Origin of the sequence: Streptomyces sp. f51, assembly GCF_037940415.1 — a bacterium.
GTDB lineage: Bacteria > Actinomycetota > Actinomycetes > Streptomycetales > Streptomycetaceae > Streptomyces.
On record NZ_CP149798.1, the window covers coordinates 1,129,593 to 1,147,110 of the forward strand.

Here is a 17,518-nt window from a genome sequence, read left to right on the forward strand (position 1 = left end):
TGAGGATTCCGCATGTCCAGGGCTCTTGCGAAGTACAACAAGCGGCGCGTCGTGATGATCGGCGGAGCCTCCGCCGTGGTGCTGTCCGCGGCGGTGATCACCGGCAGCGCCCTGGCGGGCGAGACGCACAACACCGCGCAGAACGCCACGACGAAGGCCGCCGCGAACACGGTGAACTGCCCGGCCGTCGCCCCGAGCCTGCCCGCGATCCCGGCCTCCGCGAAGGCCGAGGTCGACCGGAACCTCGCCCTGCTGAACACCCAGATCGCCGAGGCGAACAAGCGACTGGTCGACACCGTCGGACAGGGCGGGCCCAACTTCGTCCAGAACGCGATCCTCGGCCCCCTGAAGGACAAGCGGGTCGCCACCGTCAACCGGATCGCGACGGCCATCGGGCGCACCGCCGCCAAGCCGCAGGGGCTGGACGCGCTCGCCCCCTGCACGCTCAACGGCGCGGGCGGCGCGGCCGCCGGCGGCACGGGTGCCGCCTCCGCCGCGCCGAGCGCGCCGGCCACCGCGCAGGCGGGCGGAGCCGCCTCCGGATCGGGTGCGGCCACCGCAGCGGGCACCATCACCTGCCCGGACGTCGCCTCGCAGCTGCCCGCCGTCCCGGCCTCCGCGAAGGCCGAGGTCGACCGGAACCTCGCCCTGCTGAACACCCAGATCGCCGAGGCGAACAAGCGACTGGTCGACACCGTCGGACAGGGCGGCCCCAACTTCGTCCAGAACGCGATCCTCGGCCCCCTCAAGGACAAGCGGGTCTCCACCATCGACCGCATCGCCATCTCCATCGGCCGCACCGCCGCCAAGCCCACCGGCCTGGACACCCTGGCCGCCTGCACGCTCACCAAGTGACCTGACGGCGAAGCGCCCGCCCCGTCAACGCCGGCCGGGGCGGGCCACGGGTTCCGGCGGTGTCCCTGAACGGCGCCGCCGGAACCCGCAATCCCTTAGACAGACGAAGGACTTTCCCCGATAATCGTTAGACATGGGAAAGACCTATGAGCGCATCGACGGCCGCCTCCGCACCTTCATCGAGGCGCAGCCCCTGTTCTTCACCGCGACCGCACCGCTGTCCGGGGACGGCACGGTCAACCTCTCACCCAAAGGGCTCACGGGTTCGTTCGCCGTTCTCGACGAACTGACCGTGGCCTATCTGGACTTCGCCGGGAGCACCGCGGAGACGATCGCCCATCTCCGCGAGAACGGCCGGATCACCCTGATGTGGTGCGCCTTCCAGGGCCCGCCCAACATCGTCCGGGTGCACGGCCGCGGCGAGCCCGTCTTCCGCGACGACCCGCGCTTCAAGGAGCTCCTCACCCACTTCGGCGACATCGACCCGGCCCTGCACGGGCTGCGCGCGATCATCGTCGTGACCGCCGAACTCGTCCGCGACAGCTGCGGCTACGCGGTGCCCTTCATGTCCTACGAGGAGGATCGCGACCTGCACGGCAAGCGGTTCGCGCGCGAGGACGACGCCTCACTGAGCGCGTACTTCACCAAGAAGGAGCACATCGCGACCAGCCTGGACGGACTTCCCGGGCTGCCGCTGCCATTGCCCCCCAGTACGGTCTGAGCCATGCGCCTCGGAGCCGCCGTCCTCGCGTCCGCGTCCCTGTTCGCCCTGGCCCCGAGCGGGCCGCCGCCGGTCGCCGTCCTGCCCGCGCGGCTGGCCGACACCGGCGGCGGGTCCCAGCTCGTCACCGCCGAGGCGCCGCGCGCGGACGCGACCTCGGGGACCCTGTCCTGGTGGGACCTGCGGGGCGGACGCTGGGTGCGGGCCGGCTCCGCGCCCGCGCGGTTCGGGGCGCGCGGACTCGTCGAGGGCGGGGCCCGGCGCCAGGGCACGAACACGACACCCACCGGGCTGTACGAACTGCCGTACGCGTTCGGGATCCGGGCGGCACCGGAGAGGACCGCGATGCCCTACCGCCGGGTGCACCAGGACTCCTGGTGGTGCCAGGACAACGCCTCCCGGTCGTACAACCGGTGGACCGAGCCGCGCCCGGCGGACTGCCGGGCCGCGGAGTCCGAGCACCTGATCGGCTACGCCGGGCAGTACGCGTACGCCCTCGTCGTCGGCTTCAACTACGAGCGGCCGGTGCGGGGGCGCGGCGCGGGGATCTTCCTTCACGTCGACGGGAGCGGGCCCACGGCCGGGTGCGTGTCCGTGCCCGAGGACGCGATGCGGAGGATCCTCGCGTGGGCCGATCCGGCGCGCGGACCGCACATCGTCATCGGCACGACGGGCGGGGAGACGGCCCTCACCCGGTACTGACGGGTGATCCCGGTCAGGCCGCGGGGAGCCTGACCGTGAAGACCGTCGCTCCCGGACGGCTCTCCAGGGTGACCGTGCCGTCGTGGGCCTCGACCACGGCCGCCACGATCGACAGGCCGAGCCCCGCCCCGCTGCCGGAGCCGTCGGCGCGGCGCCGGTCGGCCCGGGTGAAGCGCTCGAAGACACCGGGCCTGACGTCCTCGGGGATCCCTGGTCCGTCGTCGCGGACCGTCAGCACGGCCTCCTTCCCCGACTGCTCCAGGGACACCGTCACCCGGGTGCCCACCGGCGTGTGGACCCGGGCGTTGGCCAGCAGGTTGGCCGACACCTGCTGGAGCCGGTGGGCGTCGCCCGTCACCGTCACCGGCTCCTCCGCCAGTTCCAGGACCCAGCGGTGGCCGGGGCCCGCCGCACGGGCGTCGGTGACGGCGTCGAGGACGAGGAGGGTGAGGTCGACGGGAAGGCGCTCCAGCGGACGGCCGGCGTCGAGGCGGGCGAGCAGGAGCAGGTCGTCGACCATCTCGCCCATGCGCGCCGACTCGGCGGCGATCCGTTCCAGGGCGCGCGTCACCTTCGGGGGCACCGGGCCGGGGTGCAGCAGCGCGAGCTCGGCGTGGCCGCGGACGGAGGCGACCGGGGTGCGCAGCTCGTGGCTGGCGTCGGCGGCGAAGGTGCGCAGCCGCTCCTCGCTCGCGTGCCGCTTGGTGAGCGCGTCCTCGACATGGCCGAGCATGCGGTTGAAGGCGGCGGCGACCCGGCCCACCTCGCTGCGCGGGTCCGACTCGGGCGCCCGTGGAGGCAGTGCCACCTCGCCGCTGGCGAGTGGGAGTTCGCTGACCCGGGTGGCGGTCGCGGCGACCCGGTTCAGCGGCCGGAGCGAGAAGCGGACCCACAGGGCGCCGGCGACCCCTGCGACCACGAGGGCCACGCCGAAGACCAGGGAGGCGACGAGTTCCAGCCGGTGGACGGCCGCGTCGACCGGTTCGGTCGGCAGTCCGGTGATCAGGACGTCGCCGTCCTTGCCGGGCGCCGCCAGGACGCGGTAGTCGCCCAGACCCGACAGACAGACGGTGTGGGCGTGGCCGTCCGCCGGGACCGCGGCCAGGACGCTCTCGTCGCGGGCGGTCGGCTCCACGTTCCGGACTGCGGTGCCGGAGCCCGGCGGCACGACGGCGGCGTTGGTGACCTCGCCGCCGACCAGCCGTGCCCCGAAGGTGCCGGTGCTCTGGCGCCGGGTGTCGCCGTGCTCGTCGCCGTCGTGGTCGGACGGTTTGGTCGTGCTGTGCTCCAGGCTCGCGGGGAACCGGGGTCCGGCCTCCTGGAGCTGCTGGTCGAGGCGGCCGGTCAGGAAGCCGTCCAGTTCGTAGACAGCGGCCAGGCCGACGGCCGCGCAGCTGACGGTGAGGAGGACCAGGAGTCCGGCGGTGAGGCGGGCCCGCATCGTGCGGGGGCGCGGCAGCGCGCGCAGGACCGCCGACGGCCGCTTCCACCGGCGTCCGGATCCGGCCGTCCTCGGCGTGCCCGGCTTCACCGGCCCGCCGCCGGCTTGATGACGTACCCGGCGCCCCGGACCGTGTGGATCATCGGATCCCGGCCCGCGTCGACCTTCTTGCGCAGATACGAGATGTAGAGCTCCACGACATGGGCCTGGCCTCCGAAGTCGTAGGACCAGACGCGGTCGAGGATCTGTGCCTTGCTGAGCACCCGGCGCGGATTGCGCATCAGGAAGCGCAGCAGCTCGAACTCGGTCGGCGACAGCTCGATCAGGTCGCCGCCCCGGGTCACCTCCCGGGCCTCCTCGTCCATCGCCAGGTCCCCGACGACGAGCCGCGGGCCCTCGTCCACGCGGCGGGCCATGCCGGCGCGGCGGAGCAGTCCGCGCAGCCGGGCGACGACCTCCTCCAGGCTGAACGGCTTGGTGACGTAGTCGTCGCCGCCCGCGGTGATGCCGGCGATACGGTCCTCCACCGCGTCCCGGGCGGTGAGGAACAGGACGCAGACGCCCGGCAGCACGGTGTGCAGGTCGCGCAGCACGGCGAAGCCGTCGGTGTCGGGGAGCATCACGTCCAGGACGACGGCGTCGGGCAGCAGCTCGCGCGCCCCCGCGGCGGCCGAGACGCCGTCGCAGGCGGTACGGACCTCCCAGCCCTCGTAGCGCAGCGCGCCGGAGAGGACCTCGGCCAGATCCGGGTCGTCGTCGACGACGAGGACCCGCACGGGCGTGCCGTCGGGCCGGGTGAGCGTCGGCGCCCTGCCTGCCCCGCGCGAGCGGACGGCGCCGTTCCCGGGGGCGTCGGTGGCGGGGGGCTCCGGGGCGGCGGGGTCCGGGGTGCCGTCCGCGCCCGCGGGTCGGGCCGGCGTGACCTCGGGGTCTGGGGTGGGAGTGTTCATGTCGTCTTCCAGCATCGCTCCTGACGGGGGCCGCTCCCCGCCTCACGGCCTCTGAGTTTCCTCTGAGTCCCCTCTCCCCCGAGAATCCCGCTCCCCGCGTCTCCCCCGGTCTCCCGCGACGCTCTCAGTTCGCTGTGAGTCCGCCCGGAACGGGCTCGTTCAGAGCGTCCTCAGAGGTTCACGACGCAGAGTTTCCCTCCGGACGCAGGAAGAAGGACGGACAGATGACCACGGTGTACGAGCGGGCCGACCCGCGCACGGCACGAGGACGCGGGCGGCCCCGGCCCTCCCCCGCGGGACCGCTGCTCGCCCTGCTGTGGGCCGGAGCGGCCGGTGTCCTCGCCCTGTGGTGGACGGACACCCCTTCGGTGGTGGGCACGGCCGGCTGGCTGACGGACGCCGGACGGATCGCCGGGCTGCTGTGCGGCTACAGCTGCGCCGTCCTGGTGGCGCTCATGGCCCGGGTGCCGCTCCTGGAGCGGCGGGTCGGAAGCGACCGGGTGGCCCGCTGGCACGCGATGGCCGGCCGCTACACGGTCTGCCTGCTGGTCGCGCACGTCACGCTGATCCTCTTCGGCTACGCCGCCCAGGACGGCACGGGCGTCGTGCACGAGACGCTGAGCGTGGTGCTCGACTACCCGGACATGCTCAAGGCGACGACCGGCACGGTCATCCTGTTCGCCGTCGGGATCACCTCGGCCCGCCTGGCCCGCCGCCGGATCAGCCACGAGTTCTGGTACCACGTGCATCTGCTGACGTACGTGGCGGTCTTCCTGGCCTTCTTCCACCAGCTCGCCCTCGGCTCCGACTTCGTCGGCGACCCGGCGGCGCGCGCGGCCTGGTACACCCTGTACCTCGGCACGGCCGCGCTCGTGGTGTGGTTCCGGCTGCTCGCCCCGGTGCGGCTCAACCGGCGCCACCGGCTGCGCGTGGACTCCGTGCACCGGGAGTCCCCCGGGGTCTTCTCCGTGGTGATCCGCGGGGAGCGCCTGGACGAACTGAACGCGCGGGCGGGCCAGTTCTTCCGCTGGCGGTTCCTCGCGGACGGCATGCGGTGGACGTCGACGCCGTACTCCCTGTCGGCGCCGCCCCGGCCGGACCTGATGCGGATCACGGTGAAGGCGCTCGGCGACCACAGCGCGGCCGTGGGGATGCTGCGGCCCGGCACCCGGGTGTGGGCGGAGGGCCCCTACGGCTCGCTGACCGCGGACCGCAGCAGTACGTCGAAGGCCCTGCTCGTCGCGGGCGGTGTCGGGATCACACCGCTGCGCGCCCTGTTCGAGACACTGCCCGGCCAGGTCACGCTGCTCTACCGGGCGCGCACGGCCGAGGACCTGGTGCTCGGCGGCGAACTGGAGGACATCGCGCGGTGGCGCGGGGCCCGCGTCCTGTACGCGCTCAACGGCGCCGACGGCAGCCGTCCGCGGTTCACCGCCGACTCGCTGCGCGGGGCCGTCCCGGACCTCGCCGAGCACGACGTCTACCTCTGCGGGCCCCCCGCGATGGCGCGGGACCTGTACGGGGCGCTGCGCGCGGCGGGTGTCCCCGACCGCCGCATCCACCACGAGTCGTTCGAACTGTGAGGCCGCCGTGCACGCCCTGAAGAAGAACCGTCCGCTGCGCCGGGTGACGCTGGCCGCCGCCGCCACGGTCACCGGATTCGTCCTGCTGCTGTCGCTGAAGCCGCACACGGCGCCCACCGCGGCGGGCGCCCCGTCGTCCGTGGGGCGCTCCCCCTCCTCGTCCTCCTCCGCCCCCTCGTCCTCGTCCTCGTCACCCGGCGGCTCGTCCGGGAACTCCTCGGGAACGTCCGGCGGTTCGAAGAGCACGGGGGCCGCCCGGACCGTCACCGGCGATGCGGTGCAGACCCGTTGGGGTCCGGTCCAGGTGCGGATCACGCTGAAGGACGGCCGGATCACCGAGTCCGCGGCGGTCGCCCGTCCTTCGGGAAATCCCCGGGACCAGGAGATCAACAGTTACGCGATTCCCCAGCTCAGGCGCGAGACACTGGCCGCGCAGAGTGCGCAGATCGACTCGGTGTCCGGAGCCACCTACACGAGCGACGGATACAAGCAGTCACTCCAGTCCGCACTCGACTCGGCCGGCCTCTGAACGCACGCGCGTCGCGGACCGTATCTCTGGGCCAGGGGGCCACTCCCCTCACCCCGTCTCTCCAGGACGAACACGGAGGAACCGTGTCCACGATCGCCGGTGGTCGCGCCGCGCGGCGCCAGACCATGCGCCGAATCCGCCCTCGCCGCTCGCCCGCCGTCCCGCTGCTGATCGCCGTCTGGGCCGGTGCCGCCGCCGTCCTGTGGCTGTGGTGGAACAACACCCCGTCCATCGCGGACAACAACGGCAGGATCCTCAACGCCGGCCGCATCACCGGGCTGCTCGCCGGGTATCTGATGGCGCTCGTGGTGCTCCAGATGGCCCGCGTCCCCGCCCTCGAACGCCGTGTGGGATCCGACCGGGTGGCGCGCTGGCACGCGATGACCGGCCGCTACACCATCTGCATGGTCCTCGCCCATCTCTTCCTGACGATGTGGGGCTACGCCCTCCAGTCCGGCAAGGGGCTCGGCGGGATCGTGCAGCAGACCGTCGACTCGGTCAACCAGCTGCCCGACATGGGCAAGGCCGCGATCGGCACGGGCCTGCTCGTGCTCATCGGCTTCATCTCCGTCGGCTGGCTGCGCCGGCTGATCCCGTACGACACCTGGTACCACGTCCACCTGCTGACGTACGCCGCGGTGTTCCTGACGTTCTGGCACCAGCTGTCCACCGGCAACGACTTCGCGGTGGAGCCCGTCGCCAAGACCGTCTGGTACGGGCTCTACGGTTCGGTGACCGCGCTGGTCATCTGGTACCGAATCCTTTCTCCGGTCCGGCTGAACCTGAAGCACCGGATGCGGGTCCAGGCCGTCATCGAGGAGACGCCCGGCATCGTGTCGGTGCTGATCAGCGGACGCAAGCTGCACCGGATGGGTGCCGAGGCCGGACAGTTCTTCCGGTGGCGCTTCCTGGCGCCGGGCATGCGCTTCAGCTCCCACCCGTACTCGCTGTCGGCGGCCCCGCGCCCCAACATGCTGCGCATCACGGTGAAGGCGATCGGCGACCACAGCGCCGCCCTGCGCGACCTGGAGCCGGGCACCCGGGTCTGGGCCGAGGGCCCGTACGGCGCCCTGACCGCCGGCAAGCGCAGCCGCGGCAAGGTGCTCCTGGTGGCGGGCGGTGTCGGCATCACCCCGATGCGGGCGCTGTTCGAGACCCTCCCCGGCGCCTCCGGCGACCTCACCCTGCTCTACCGGGCCAACACCACCCAGGACCTGGCCCTGTGGGACGAACTGGCCGCCATCTCCAAGGAGCGCGGGGCGCGTCTGATGTACGCGGTCAACAGCCCCGAGGGCGAACGGCCGGACATCTCCGCGGACTCCCTGCGCCGCAAGCTGCCCGACATAGACCGCCACGACGTCTTCATGTGCGGGCCGCCGGGCTTCGCCCAGGAGGTGTACGCGGCACTGCGCGGCGCGGGGGTCCCCGCCCGCCGCATCCATCACGAGTCGTTCGAGATGTGAGCGACGGGAGTCAGGAACGATGAAGAAGAATCACCCCATACGGCGCTTCGTGCTGGCCAGCGCCGCCACCGTGTCCGGGATCGTGCTGCTGCTGGCGCTCAAGCCGGCCTCCGACCCGGCCGCCGCGTCGGCGCAGGCCGGCGCGGTGCCCCAGCAGAGCGGTGCCGCTCAGGGCGCGCCCCAGCGCGGCACCGCCGAGCAGGCGGGTGCCGCCACCGTCCTCGGTGACGTGGTGCAGACCGAGTACGGGCCGGTCCAGGTGCGGCTGACGATGAGCGGCGGCAAGATCACCAAGGCGGACGCGGTCCAGGCGCCCAAGGGCGGGACCAGCGACCAGAAGACCGCGCTCTCGGTGCCCAAGCTCAACCAGGAGGCCGTCACGGCGCAGAGCGCCGACATCGACTCCGTCTCGGGAGCGACCTACACCAGCGGCGGTTACAAGAAGTCCCTCCAGTCCGCTCTGGACAAGGCGAAGAAGGCGGGCGGGGCGCCGGCCTCCTCCGGGTCGGCCGGCTCTTCCGGGTCCGCCGGGTCCGCCGGGTCCTCGGGCAAGGCCCCCGCGGCCCCGGCCGCTCAGGCCCGCGTCGTCACCGGGACCGTGTCCGACACCCAGTACGGACCCGTACAGGTCCGGCTCACCCTCTCCGGCAAGAAGATCACCAAGGCCGAGGCGGTCCAGGCCCCCAAGGGCGGGCTCAGCGACCAGAAGACCGCTCTCGCCGTGCCCAAGCTCAACGGGGAGGCCGTCGCGGCCGGCAGCGCCCACATCGACAGCGTCTCCGGCGCCACCTACACCAGCGAGGGCTACAAGGAGTCCCTCCAGTCGGCCCTGGACAAGGCCGGTGTCTGAGCCCGCGCAGGACGCGCCCCAGGAACTGCGCCACGCCGAGGAGGTGATGGGCACCGTCTTCTCCTTCGACGTGCGCGGCGGCGAACCCGAGGCCGTGCGCACGGCGTTGGGCGAGGCGATCGCCGGACTCCACCGCGTGGACGCGGTGTTCAGCACCTACCGCGAGGACAGCCAGATCTCCCGGCTGGCCCGCGGGGAACTCACCGTCGAGGAGTGCGATCCGGAGGTCGCCGAGGTCCTGGGCCTCGGCGCCGAGGCCGAGCGTGTCAGCGACGGCTGGTTCAGCACCCGTTACGAGGGGCGGATCGATCCCACCGGGATCGTCAAGGGCTGGGCGGCGGAGCGCGCGGCCCGGCACCTCGCCGCGGCCGGCGTGAGCGGAGTGAGTGTCAACGGCGGCGGTGACGTCCAGCTGCGCGGTGTCCCCGGACCGCACCGCCCCTGGCGGGTGGGCGTGTCCGACCCGCTGCGTCCGGGCTCGCTGGCCGCCGTGATCTCCGCGGCCGGCGTCGACGAGCTGGCCGTCGCCACCTCGGGCACCGCCGAACGCGGCGCCCATATCGTCGACCCGCGCACGGGGAAGTCGGCGGTCACCGACCTGCTGGCCGTGACCGTGGTGGGCCCCCGTCTGACCTGGGTGGACGCCTGGGCGACCGCGGCCTTCGCGATGGGCTCGCGGACGGGCCTCGACTGGCTGGAGTCGCTCCCGGACGTGGAGGCGCTGCTCATCACGGCCGGCAACGAGGTCCGGTGCACGGGAGGACTCGCCCGGCGTCTGGGCTGACCGCCGGCCCCCGCACCGAGCCGGGGCCCACGGCAGGGAGGCGCGCCCCGGAGCGGGGCGCGCCTCCCTGTCGTACGGGTCAGTGGTCGTTCTGGGCGAGTCGCAGCAGATGATCGGCCAGTGCCTGACCGCCCGTCGGATCGCGGCTGATCAGCATGAGGGTGTCGTCCCCCGCGATCGTGCCGAGGACGTCGTGCAGCTCCGCCTGGTCGATCGCCGAGGCGAGGAACTGCGCCGCGCCCGGCGGGGTGCGCAGGACCACGAGGTTCGCCGAGGCCTCCGCGGAGATCAGCAGCTCCGAGGAGAGCCGGCGCATCCGCTCCTCCTTCGCCGACTCCCCCAGGGGCGCGCGCGGGGTGCGGAATCCGCCCTCGCTGGGCACCGCGTAGATGAGGTCGCCGTCGTTGTTGCGGATCTTCACCGCGTTGAGCTCGTCGAGGTCCCGGGAGAGCGTCGCCTGGGTGACGTTCAGCCCGTCGTCGGCGAGGAGCTTCGCCAACTGGCTCTGCGAGCGCACTGGTTGCCGGTTGAGGATGTCCACGATCCGGCGGTGGCGTGCGGTGCGGGTCTGCGGCACGGCAGGCCCTGCGTGCTCGTGGTCCTGCGCCTGACTCATCGTCGTCGTCCCATTTCCCTGGATCACCCGTCCCCGTTGGCTGCGTCGAGGACGCCGGGAAGGGCCCGGAGGAACGCGTCCACCTCGTCGTCGCCGAGGTTCAGCGGCGGCATCAGCCGTACGACATCGGGTGCGGGCGCGTTCACCAGGAGACCGGCGTCCTGAGCCGCCTTCTGCACCTGGGGCGCGAGCGGCTCGGTGAGCACGATACCCAGGAGCAGTCCCGCACCCCGGACATGGCCGATCAGTGGATGGCCGGATCCCTCGATCCCGTCCCGCAGTTTCCCGCCGGCGCGCTTGACGTTCTCCAGGAGGCCCTCGGAGTCGATCGTGTCGAGCACGGCGAGTCCGGCGGCGCAGACGACCGGGTTGCCGCCGAAGGTGGTTCCGTGGTGCCCCGGCTCCAGCAGTGCGGCGGCGCGGCCGAAGGCGACGGTGGCGCCGAGCGGCAGTCCTCCGCCGAGGCCCTTGGCGAGCGTGACGACGTCGGGCAGGACGCCTTCGTGGGCCTGGTACTCGAACCAGTGGCCGGTGCGGCCGATTCCGGTCTGCACCTCGTCCAGGACGAGCAGGGCACCGTGGGCCGCGGTGATGGCGCGGGCCGCCTTCAGATAACCCGGGGGCGGGACGACGACGCCGTTCTCGCCCTGGATCGGCTCGATGATCACCAGTGCGGTGTCCTCGGTGACCGCCTCGGCGAGGGCCTGCGCGTCGCCGTACGGGACGTGCGTGACGTCGCCGGGCAGTGGCAGGAAGGGCTCGCGCTTGCCGGACTGACCGGTGAGCGCGAGGGCGCCCATGGTCCGTCCGTGGAAGCCGCCGGTGGTGGCGACCATGTGGGTCCGCCCGGTCAGCCGGCCGATCTTGAACGCGCCCTCGTTTGCCTCGGCGCCCGAGTTGCAGAAGTACACCCGGCCCTCGCGGCCGAAGAGCTGGAGCAGCCGTTCGGCGAGGGCGACGGGCGGTTCGGCGATGAAGAGGTTGGAGACATGGCCGAGGGAGCCGATCTGCCGGCTCACGGCCTCGACGATCGCCGGGTGCCCGTGTCCGAGGGCGTTGACCGCGATGCCGCCGACGAAGTCGAGGTACTCGTTGCCGTCGGCGTCCCACAGCCTGCTCCCGGCTCCGCGGACGAGCGGCAGCCGCGGGGTGCCGTAGTTGTCCATGAGCGAGCCCTGCCACCGCCGGGTGAGCTCCGCGTTCGTCAGGCTGCCGGTCATTCCGCGTGCCCCGCTTCCTCGTCGTCCGGCACGACCATCGTGCCGATGCCCTCGTCGGTGAAGATCTCCAGCAGGATCGAGTGCTGGACCCGGCCGTCGATGACACGGGCGGTGGTGACGCCGTTGCGTACGGCGTGCAGGCACCCCTCCATCTTCGGCACCATGCCGCTGGCGAGCTCGGGAAGCAGCTTCTCCAGCTCGGACGCGGTGAGGCGGCTGATCACCTCGTCGCTGTCGGGCCAGTCCTCGTACAGTCCCTCGACGTCCGTGAGGACCATGAGGGTCTCGGCACCCAGTGCGGCAGCGAGTGCCGCAGCCGCCGTATCAGCATTGACGTTGTAGACATGTCCGTCGTCCTGGCTCCGGGCGATCGAGGAGACGACCGGGATGCGGCCGTCGGCGAGCAGTGCCTCGATCGCGCCCGTGTCGATCGCGGTGATCTCGCCCACCCGCCCGATGTCGACCAACTCGCCGTCGATCCGTGGCTGGTGCTTGGTGGCGGTGATGGTGTGCGCGTCCTCGCCGGTGATGCCGACGGCGAGCGGGCCGTGCTCGTTGAGCAGTCCGACGAGCTCGCGCTGGACCTGTCCGGCCAGCACCATGCGGACCACGTCCATCGCGTCCTCGGTGGTGACGCGCAGACCGGCCTTGAACTCGCTGACGATGCCGTGCCGGTCGAGGGCCGCGCTGATCTGCGGTCCGCCGCCGTGCACGACGACCGGCCTGAGGCCCGCGTGGTGCAGGAAGACGATGTCCTGGGCGAAGGCGGCCTTGAGCTCGGTGTCGATCATGGCGTTGCCGCCGAACTTGACGACGACGGTCTTGCCGCGGTGCCGGGTGAGCCAGGGCAGCGCCTCGATGAGGATCTGTGCCTTGGGCAGGGCGGTGTGCTTGCGGGTCGGATTGCTCATGAGGAGTACGCGCTGTTCTCGTGGACGTAGTCGGCGGTGAGGTCGTTGGTCCAGATCGTGGCGGTCGCGTCGCCGGCGGCGAGGTCGGCGACGACGTGGACCTCGCGGTAGCGCATGTCGACCTTGTCGCGGTCCTCGCCGACGCCGCCGTTCTTGCAGACCCACACGCCGTTGATGGCCACGTTGAGCCGGTCGGGCTCGAAGGCGGCCCGGGTGGTGCCGATGGCGGACAGGACCCGGCCCCAGTTGGGGTCCTCGCCGTGGATCGCGCACTTGAGGAGGTTGTTGCGGGCGATGGAGCGGCCCACCTCGACGGCGTCGTCCTCGGACGCGGCGTTGACCACCTCGACCTTGATGTCCTTGCTGGCCCCTTCGGCGTCCCGGATGAGCTGCTGGCCCAGGTCGTCGCACACCGCGCGGACGGCCTCGGCGAACTCCGCCTGGTCCGGGGTGACTCCACTGGCTCCGGAGGCGAGCAGCAGCACGGTGTCGTTGGTGGACATGCAGCCGTCGGAGTCGACCCGGTCGAAGGTGGTGCGGGTGGCGTCGCGCAGCGCCCGGTCGAGCGAGGCGCTGTCCACGTCCGCGTCGGTGGTGAGCACGACGAGCATGGTGGCGAGGCCGGGTGCGAGCATGCCGGCGCCCTTGGCCATGCCGCCGACCGTCCAGCCCTGCCCGGTCACCACCGAGGTCTTGTGCACGGTGTCGGTGGTCTTGATGGCGATGGCGGCCTTCTCGCCGCCGTGCGGGCCGAGTTGGGCGACGGCCAGGTCGATGCCCGGAAGGAGCTTGTCCATCGGGAGCAGGACGCCGATGAGGCCGGTGGAGCACACGGCGACACCGCCCGCGCCGATGCCACCGAGCGCCTCGGCGGCCTTCTCGGCGGTGGCGTGGGTGTCCTGGAAGCCCTTGGGGCCCGTACAGGCGTTGGCGCCGCCCGAGTTGAGGACGACGGCGGTCAACTCGCCGCTCTTGAGGACCTGTTCCGACCACAGGACCGGCGCGGCCTTCACACGGTTGGAGGTGAAGACACCCGCGGCGGCGCGGCGGGGCCCGGTGTTGACCACGAGGGCCAGGTCCGGGTTGCCGTTCGCCTTGATCCCGGCGGCTACGCCGGACGCAGTGAATCCCTGTGCTGCCGTGACACTCACGGTGCGACTCCGATCGTGGAGAGCCCCAGGTCCTCGGGGAGGCCGAGGGCGAGGTTCATGCTCTGGACGGCACCGCCCGCGGTGCCCTTGGTGAGGTTGTCGATGGCGCTGATCGCGATGATGCGGTGCGCGGCGGCGTCGTACGCGACCTGGACCTGAACGGCGTTGGAACCGTGGACGGACGCCGTGGCCGGCCACTGCCCCTCGGGCAGCAGGTGGACGAACGGCTCGTCGGCGAAGGCCTTCTCGTAGGCGGCCCGGACGGACTCGGCGGTGACGCCGGGCTTCGCCTTGGCGCTGCACGTGGCGAGGATGCCGCGGGGCATGGGCGCGAGGGTGGGGGTGAAGGAGACCGTGACGGGTTCACCGGCGGCGGCCGTGAGGTTCTGGATCATCTCCGGGGTGTGCCGGTGGACGCCGCCGACGCCGTACGGGCTCATCGATCCCATGACCTCGCTGCCGAGCAGGTGGGCCTTGGGCGCCTTGCCCGCGCCCGAGGTGCCGGAGGCGGCGACGATCACGGCCTCGGCCTCGGCGAGTCCCGCCCCGTAGGCGGGGAAGAGGGCCAGCGTGGCGGCCGTCGGGTAGCAACCGGGTACCGCGATGCGCTTGGACCCCTCCAGCGCGGCACGGGCACCCGGCAGTTCGGGGAGGCCGTAGGGCCAGGTACCGGCGTGGGCGGAACCGTAGAACCGTTCCCAGTCGGCCGGGTCCTTCAGCCGGAAGTCGGCGCCCATGTCGATGACGAGGACGTCGGGGCCGAGCTGTTCGGCGACCTCGGCGGACTGCCCGTGGGGCAGCGCGAGGAACACGACGTCGTGGCCGCGCAGCTCCTCGGCGGTGGTCTCGGTCAGGACGCGGTCCGCGAGCGGCAGCAGATGGGGCTGGATCCCGCCGAGCCGCCGGCCCGCGTTGGAGTTGCCGGTCAGGGCGCCGATCTCGATCCCGGGGTGTGCCAGGAGCAGGCGCAGCAGTTCCCCGCCCGCATACCCGCTCGCTCCCGCCACCGCCGCACGCATCGTCATGGAACCCTCCTCTTGGATGGCATGACTATACGTATCGCTGCACGTTTATGCAATCCTGTTCCCCCGCCGCCCCGCCACCGTGACGCCCTCTCCGTTCGGGCACCACACGATCGGGCCCGAAAGAATTGCGCGGGCCATCGCGATGAATTCCGGTCAAAGGCCGGCATCCGCCTCGCCGGCGGTCACCGCCTTGGAAGCATCCCCGGCATGCGTCTCCCCCGGGCCCCGCACAGGGCTCTCCTCCTCTGTGCCGCCGCCGCGGCGCTCGCCGCCTGTTCCGGGCCGGGCTCCGTCTCCGCGGACCGGCCTGCGGGCACCTCGGCAGCCCGCGGCGCCTCGCCCTCCGTCACGGCGGACGCACGGCGGTCCGTGGTGACCTTCGCCGGGGCGAGCCCCCTGGGGGCCGAGGACGTACGCCGGACCGTGGACCGCATGCGGGCGCGGGCCAAGGCGCTGGGGCTCTACGAGGTGCGCGTCGAGGGGCGCGCGGGCGGGGTCACCGTCACGGGGCGCACCGCCGACGAGAAGAGCCTGACGGACCTCGGCGCGTCCGGCCGGCTCGGTTTCCGGCCCGTCCTGGCCGAGGAGACGGTCGGCGCGACGCCGGCGCCGCAGCCCTCGCCCAGCGCCGCCGCCACGCACGGGCGGGCCGTCACCGAGGGGCTGCGCCCCCGTGCCGCCGGTTCGGCGAGCGCGAGTGCGGGGCCCGGCACACCCGGGGGCGACGCGTCGGACGCGGCGCTCCAGGCACGCTTCACCGCGATGGACTGCTCGGCGCGGGAGAGGCCCGCGGCCGAGACGGAGGCCACCGCGCGGGAGTCCGTCGTCGCCTGCGGGACCGACGGCGGCGGCACCGGCTCGCGCGCCAAGTTCGCCCTGGGGCCGACCGCCGTGGACGGAGCCCATGTGACCTCGGCCGAATCGGTGCGCGACGCGCAGAGCGGAGGCCGGCTCGTACGGCTGCGCTTCGACTCCGCCGGCGCCCGGCAGTTCTCCGCCCTCACGGCGAGCCAGGCAATGAACACCCCGCCGCAGAACGAGCTGGCCATCGTCCTGGACGGCGTCGTGATCTCCGCCCCGTCCGTCAGCCGGCGGCTCGACGGCGGCACCGTCGACATCTCGGGAGGCTTCACGCCCGCGTCCGCCGACCGGCTCGCGGCCACCATCGGCTCGGGCGCGCTGCCGGCACCGGTGTCCGTGACCGACGTGACCCGGCTCCCGGGCACATGAAAAGGGTGCCGTACGAGTCGTACGGCACCCTGTCGGCGGCCGAGCCCGCCGGTCGCTCCGGGGTCAGGAGTGCTTGGCGTCGCGCTCCGCGTTCTTCTCCTTGATGCGCACGCTCTCCTTGCGGACCTCCGCCTGGGTGGCGCGCTCACGCCGCAGCCACTCGGGGTCCTCCGTCTTCAGCGCCTCGATCTGCTCGGTGGTGAGCGCCTCGCTGACGCCGCCGCGGGCGAGTCCCGCGATGGAGACGCCCAGCTTGGCGGCGACGACCGGCCGCGGGTGCGGGCCGGTGCGGCGCAGTTCCTGGAGCCAGGCGGGCGGGTCGGTCTGCAACGCGTTCAGTTCGGCGCGCGAGACGACACCCTCCTGGAACTCGGCGGGGGTGGCCTCGAGGTACACACCCAGCTTCTTCGCCGCGGTGGCGGGCTTCATCGTCTGGGCGGTCTGGTGCGAACTCATGGAGTCAAGGGTATCGAGCGTGCGGGCCCCCGCCGACCATCGCCGGTACGGGGGCGGTGGCCACGCCGGGTAATCTGACGTGGTGACCGGCTCCGAAGCATCCCCCTCGTTCAGGCTCGCCTACGTTCCGGGGGTGACGCCCTCGAAGTGGGTGCGGATCTGGAACGAACGGCTCCCGGACGTGCCGCTGACGCTCGTCCCGGTGTCCGCCGACGAGGTGTACGACGTCCTGCGGCGCGGCGACGCCGACGCGGGGTTCGTGCGGCTGCCGGTCGACGGCACCGACCTGAGCGCGATCCCCCTCTACACCGAGACGACCGTCGTCGTGGTTCCCAAGGACCACATCGTGGCGGCGGTCGAGCAGGTCTCGGGCGAGGACCTCGCCGACGACATCGTGCTGCACCCCCTCGACGACCCGCTGGACTGGGAGAGGCTGCCGGGCCTGCCCGCGCTGGAGCGGCCCGCCACCACCGAGGACGCCGTCGAACTCGTCGCGGCGGGCATCGGGGTCGTGGTCGTCCCGCAGTCCCTCGCCCGGCTCCACCACCGCAAGGACCTCACCTACCGGACGGTCACGGACGCCCCCGAGTCGCGGGTCGCGCTGGCCTGGCCCGAGGAGCGGACCACCGACCTGGTGGAGGACTTCATCGGCATCGTGCGCGGCCGTACGGTCAACAGCACGCGCGGGCGTTCCCAGACGCCGCCCCCGACGCAGCAGAAGGGCGCGGCGAAGCCCGCGAAGGGCGCCGCGCGGAAGTCGGACACGGGCGGTGCCCGGCGCAAGCCCGCTCCCGGCAGGACCGGCGGCAAGGGCGGCGGCAGGACCACGGCCCGGGGCGGCGGCGCGAAGGGCGGGGGCAACGGCGGCCCCAAGGGCGGCGCGAAGCGCGGGAAGCCCCGCCGCAACCCGTAGGCCCGACGCCGCCCTCCGCGGGGCGGTGCGGGCCCCCGGCCGCGCTTGACCTGGAGCGCGCTCCAGGTCCTACGGTCGTTCCCTGGGCGGCGAACAGCACGTCCCGCGTCCCGGCCGG

General features: G+C 72.9%; 18 protein-coding genes. 10 read left to right on the forward strand and 8 right to left on the reverse strand.

Translation table 11 applies throughout. The features are described from left to right. Positions 1-12 precede the first annotated feature (12 nt). The 3 genes from WJM95_RS05065 (at position 13) to WJM95_RS05075 (ending at position 2,278) form a co-directional block, all read left to right on the forward strand. Positions 13-855, forward strand: a complete 843-nt coding sequence (locus WJM95_RS05065; RefSeq protein ID WP_339128245.1) for a hypothetical protein — start codon at positions 13-15, stop codon at positions 853-855. 133 nt (positions 856-988) lie between these two features. Continuing rightward, a complete protein-coding gene (locus tag WJM95_RS05070) occupies positions 989-1,576 on the forward strand; it encodes a pyridoxamine 5'-phosphate oxidase family protein (RefSeq protein ID WP_339128246.1) in 588 nt (195 codons plus the stop codon). Positions 1,577-1,579: 3 nt separating this feature from the next. Beyond that, positions 1,580-2,278 carry a L,D-transpeptidase family protein gene (locus WJM95_RS05075; protein ID WP_339128247.1) on the forward strand — a complete coding sequence of 233 codons (699 nt, stop codon included), beginning with the start codon at positions 1,580-1,582 and terminating at the stop codon, positions 2,276-2,278. 13 nt (positions 2,279-2,291) lie between these two features. On the opposite strand, the gene WJM95_RS05080 is transcribed toward WJM95_RS05075, so the two are convergent. Further along, a complete protein-coding gene (locus WJM95_RS05080; RefSeq protein WP_339135359.1) occupies positions 2,292-3,719 on the reverse strand; it encodes a HAMP domain-containing sensor histidine kinase in 1,428 nt (475 codons plus the stop codon). 86 nt (positions 3,720-3,805) lie between these two features. Next, positions 3,806-4,684, reverse strand: coding sequence for a response regulator transcription factor (locus WJM95_RS05085; RefSeq protein ID WP_339128248.1), 879 nt, complete (start codon positions 4,682-4,684; stop codon positions 3,806-3,808). A gap of 209 nt (positions 4,685-4,893) precedes the next feature. On the opposite strand from WJM95_RS05085, the gene WJM95_RS05090 reads away from it, so the two are divergent. The 5 genes from WJM95_RS05090 (at position 4,894) to WJM95_RS05110 (ending at position 9,878) form a co-directional block, all read left to right on the forward strand. Continuing rightward, positions 4,894-6,252: a ferredoxin reductase family protein gene (locus WJM95_RS05090; RefSeq protein ID WP_339128249.1), complete on the forward strand. Its 1,359-nt coding sequence runs from the start codon at positions 4,894-4,896 to the stop codon at positions 6,250-6,252. Between the two features lie 7 nt (positions 6,253-6,259). Beyond that, positions 6,260-6,781: an FMN-binding protein gene (locus WJM95_RS05095; RefSeq protein WP_339128250.1), complete on the forward strand. Its 522-nt coding sequence runs from the start codon at positions 6,260-6,262 to the stop codon at positions 6,779-6,781. Positions 6,782-6,906: 125 nt separating this feature from the next. Continuing rightward, a complete protein-coding gene (locus WJM95_RS05100; protein ID WP_339135361.1) occupies positions 6,907-8,244 on the forward strand; it encodes a ferredoxin reductase family protein in 1,338 nt (445 codons plus the stop codon). Between the two features lie 19 nt (positions 8,245-8,263). Beyond that, positions 8,264-9,094, forward strand: coding sequence for an FMN-binding protein (locus tag WJM95_RS05105; RefSeq protein ID WP_339128251.1), 831 nt, complete (start codon positions 8,264-8,266; stop codon positions 9,092-9,094). A 46-nt stretch (positions 9,095-9,140) separates the two neighbouring features. Further along, entirely contained in the window at positions 9,141-9,878 is a 738-nt protein-coding gene (locus WJM95_RS05110) for an FAD:protein FMN transferase (RefSeq protein ID WP_339135363.1), read from the forward strand. 79 nt (positions 9,879-9,957) lie between these two features. Here the strand turns inward: WJM95_RS05110 and WJM95_RS05115 are convergent, their stop codons facing one another. The 5 genes from WJM95_RS05115 to argC are packed head-to-tail and all read right to left on the reverse strand — an operon-like array spanning position 9,958 to position 14,801. Further along, entirely contained in the window at positions 9,958-10,494 is a 537-nt protein-coding gene (locus WJM95_RS05115; RefSeq protein WP_328454389.1) for an arginine repressor, read from the reverse strand. A 23-nt stretch (positions 10,495-10,517) separates the two neighbouring features. After that, positions 10,518-11,714, reverse strand: a complete 1,197-nt coding sequence (locus tag WJM95_RS05120; RefSeq protein ID WP_339128252.1) for an acetylornithine transaminase — start codon at positions 11,712-11,714, stop codon at positions 10,518-10,520. Beyond that, on the reverse strand, positions 11,711-12,625 hold the full coding sequence (gene argB, locus WJM95_RS05125) for an acetylglutamate kinase (protein WP_339128253.1): 915 nt from the start codon (positions 12,623-12,625) through the stop codon (positions 11,711-11,713). The genes WJM95_RS05120 and argB overlap by 4 nt, the downstream gene beginning before the upstream one ends. Next, positions 12,622-13,776 (reverse strand): bifunctional glutamate N-acetyltransferase/amino-acid acetyltransferase ArgJ, encoded by a 1,155-nt coding sequence (argJ, locus tag WJM95_RS05130; protein WP_339128254.1) that lies wholly within the window; start codon positions 13,774-13,776, stop codon positions 12,622-12,624. The genes argB and argJ overlap by 4 nt, the downstream gene beginning before the upstream one ends. Next, complete coding sequence (argC, locus tag WJM95_RS05135) at positions 13,773-14,801, reverse strand: N-acetyl-gamma-glutamyl-phosphate reductase (protein ID WP_339128255.1); 1,029 nt, start codon at positions 14,799-14,801, stop codon at positions 13,773-13,775. The genes argJ and argC overlap by 4 nt, the downstream gene beginning before the upstream one ends. A gap of 207 nt (positions 14,802-15,008) precedes the next feature. Here argC and WJM95_RS05140 point away from each other — a divergent pair, with 207 nt between their 5' ends. Further along, positions 15,009-16,031 (forward strand): hypothetical protein, encoded by a 1,023-nt coding sequence (locus tag WJM95_RS05140; protein ID WP_339128256.1) that lies wholly within the window; start codon positions 15,009-15,011, stop codon positions 16,029-16,031. Positions 16,032-16,094: 63 nt separating this feature from the next. Here the strand turns inward: WJM95_RS05140 and WJM95_RS05145 are convergent, their stop codons facing one another. Further along, positions 16,095-16,487, reverse strand: a complete 393-nt coding sequence (locus WJM95_RS05145) for a DUF5997 family protein (RefSeq protein WP_339128257.1) — start codon at positions 16,485-16,487, stop codon at positions 16,095-16,097. An 82-nt stretch (positions 16,488-16,569) separates the two neighbouring features. On the opposite strand from WJM95_RS05145, the gene WJM95_RS05150 reads away from it, so the two are divergent. Continuing rightward, positions 16,570-17,400, forward strand: coding sequence for a LysR substrate-binding domain-containing protein (locus WJM95_RS05150; protein WP_339128258.1), 831 nt, complete (start codon positions 16,570-16,572; stop codon positions 17,398-17,400). Positions 17,401-17,518: the final 118 nt, after the last annotated feature.

Excerpts from the sequence above, each read along its gene's own strand:
- WJM95_RS05065 (WP_339128245.1), top strand. The coding sequence starts at position 13 with ATGTCCAGGGCTCTTGCGAAGTACAACAAGCGGCGCGTCGTGATGATC.
- WJM95_RS05070 (WP_339128246.1), top strand. The coding sequence starts at position 989 with ATGGGAAAGACCTATGAGCGCATCGACGGCCGCCTCCGCACCTTCATC.
- WJM95_RS05075 (WP_339128247.1), top strand. The coding sequence starts at position 1,580 with ATGCGCCTCGGAGCCGCCGTCCTCGCGTCCGCGTCCCTGTTCGCCCTG.
- WJM95_RS05080 (WP_339135359.1), bottom strand. The coding sequence starts at position 3,719 with ATGCGGGCCCGCCTCACCGCCGGACTCCTGGTCCTCCTCACCGTCAGC.
- WJM95_RS05085 (WP_339128248.1), bottom strand. The coding sequence starts at position 4,684 with ATGCTGGAAGACGACATGAACACTCCCACCCCAGACCCCGAGGTCACG.
- WJM95_RS05090 (WP_339128249.1), top strand. The coding sequence starts at position 4,894 with ATGACCACGGTGTACGAGCGGGCCGACCCGCGCACGGCACGAGGACGC.
- WJM95_RS05100 (WP_339135361.1), top strand. The coding sequence starts at position 6,907 with ATGCGCCGAATCCGCCCTCGCCGCTCGCCCGCCGTCCCGCTGCTGATC.
- WJM95_RS05105 (WP_339128251.1), top strand. The coding sequence starts at position 8,264 with ATGAAGAAGAATCACCCCATACGGCGCTTCGTGCTGGCCAGCGCCGCC.
- WJM95_RS05110 (WP_339135363.1), top strand. The coding sequence starts at position 9,141 with ATGGGCACCGTCTTCTCCTTCGACGTGCGCGGCGGCGAACCCGAGGCC.
- WJM95_RS05115 (WP_328454389.1), bottom strand. The coding sequence starts at position 10,494 with ATGAGTCAGGCGCAGGACCACGAGCACGCAGGGCCTGCCGTGCCGCAG.
- WJM95_RS05120 (WP_339128252.1), bottom strand. The coding sequence starts at position 11,714 with ATGACCGGCAGCCTGACGAACGCGGAGCTCACCCGGCGGTGGCAGGGC.
- argB (WP_339128253.1), bottom strand. The coding sequence starts at position 12,625 with ATGAGCAATCCGACCCGCAAGCACACCGCCCTGCCCAAGGCACAGATC.
- argC (WP_339128255.1), bottom strand. The coding sequence starts at position 14,801 with ATGACGATGCGTGCGGCGGTGGCGGGAGCGAGCGGGTATGCGGGCGGG.
- WJM95_RS05140 (WP_339128256.1), top strand. The coding sequence starts at position 15,009 with ATGCGTCTCCCCCGGGCCCCGCACAGGGCTCTCCTCCTCTGTGCCGCC.
- WJM95_RS05145 (WP_339128257.1), bottom strand. The coding sequence starts at position 16,487 with ATGAGTTCGCACCAGACCGCCCAGACGATGAAGCCCGCCACCGCGGCG.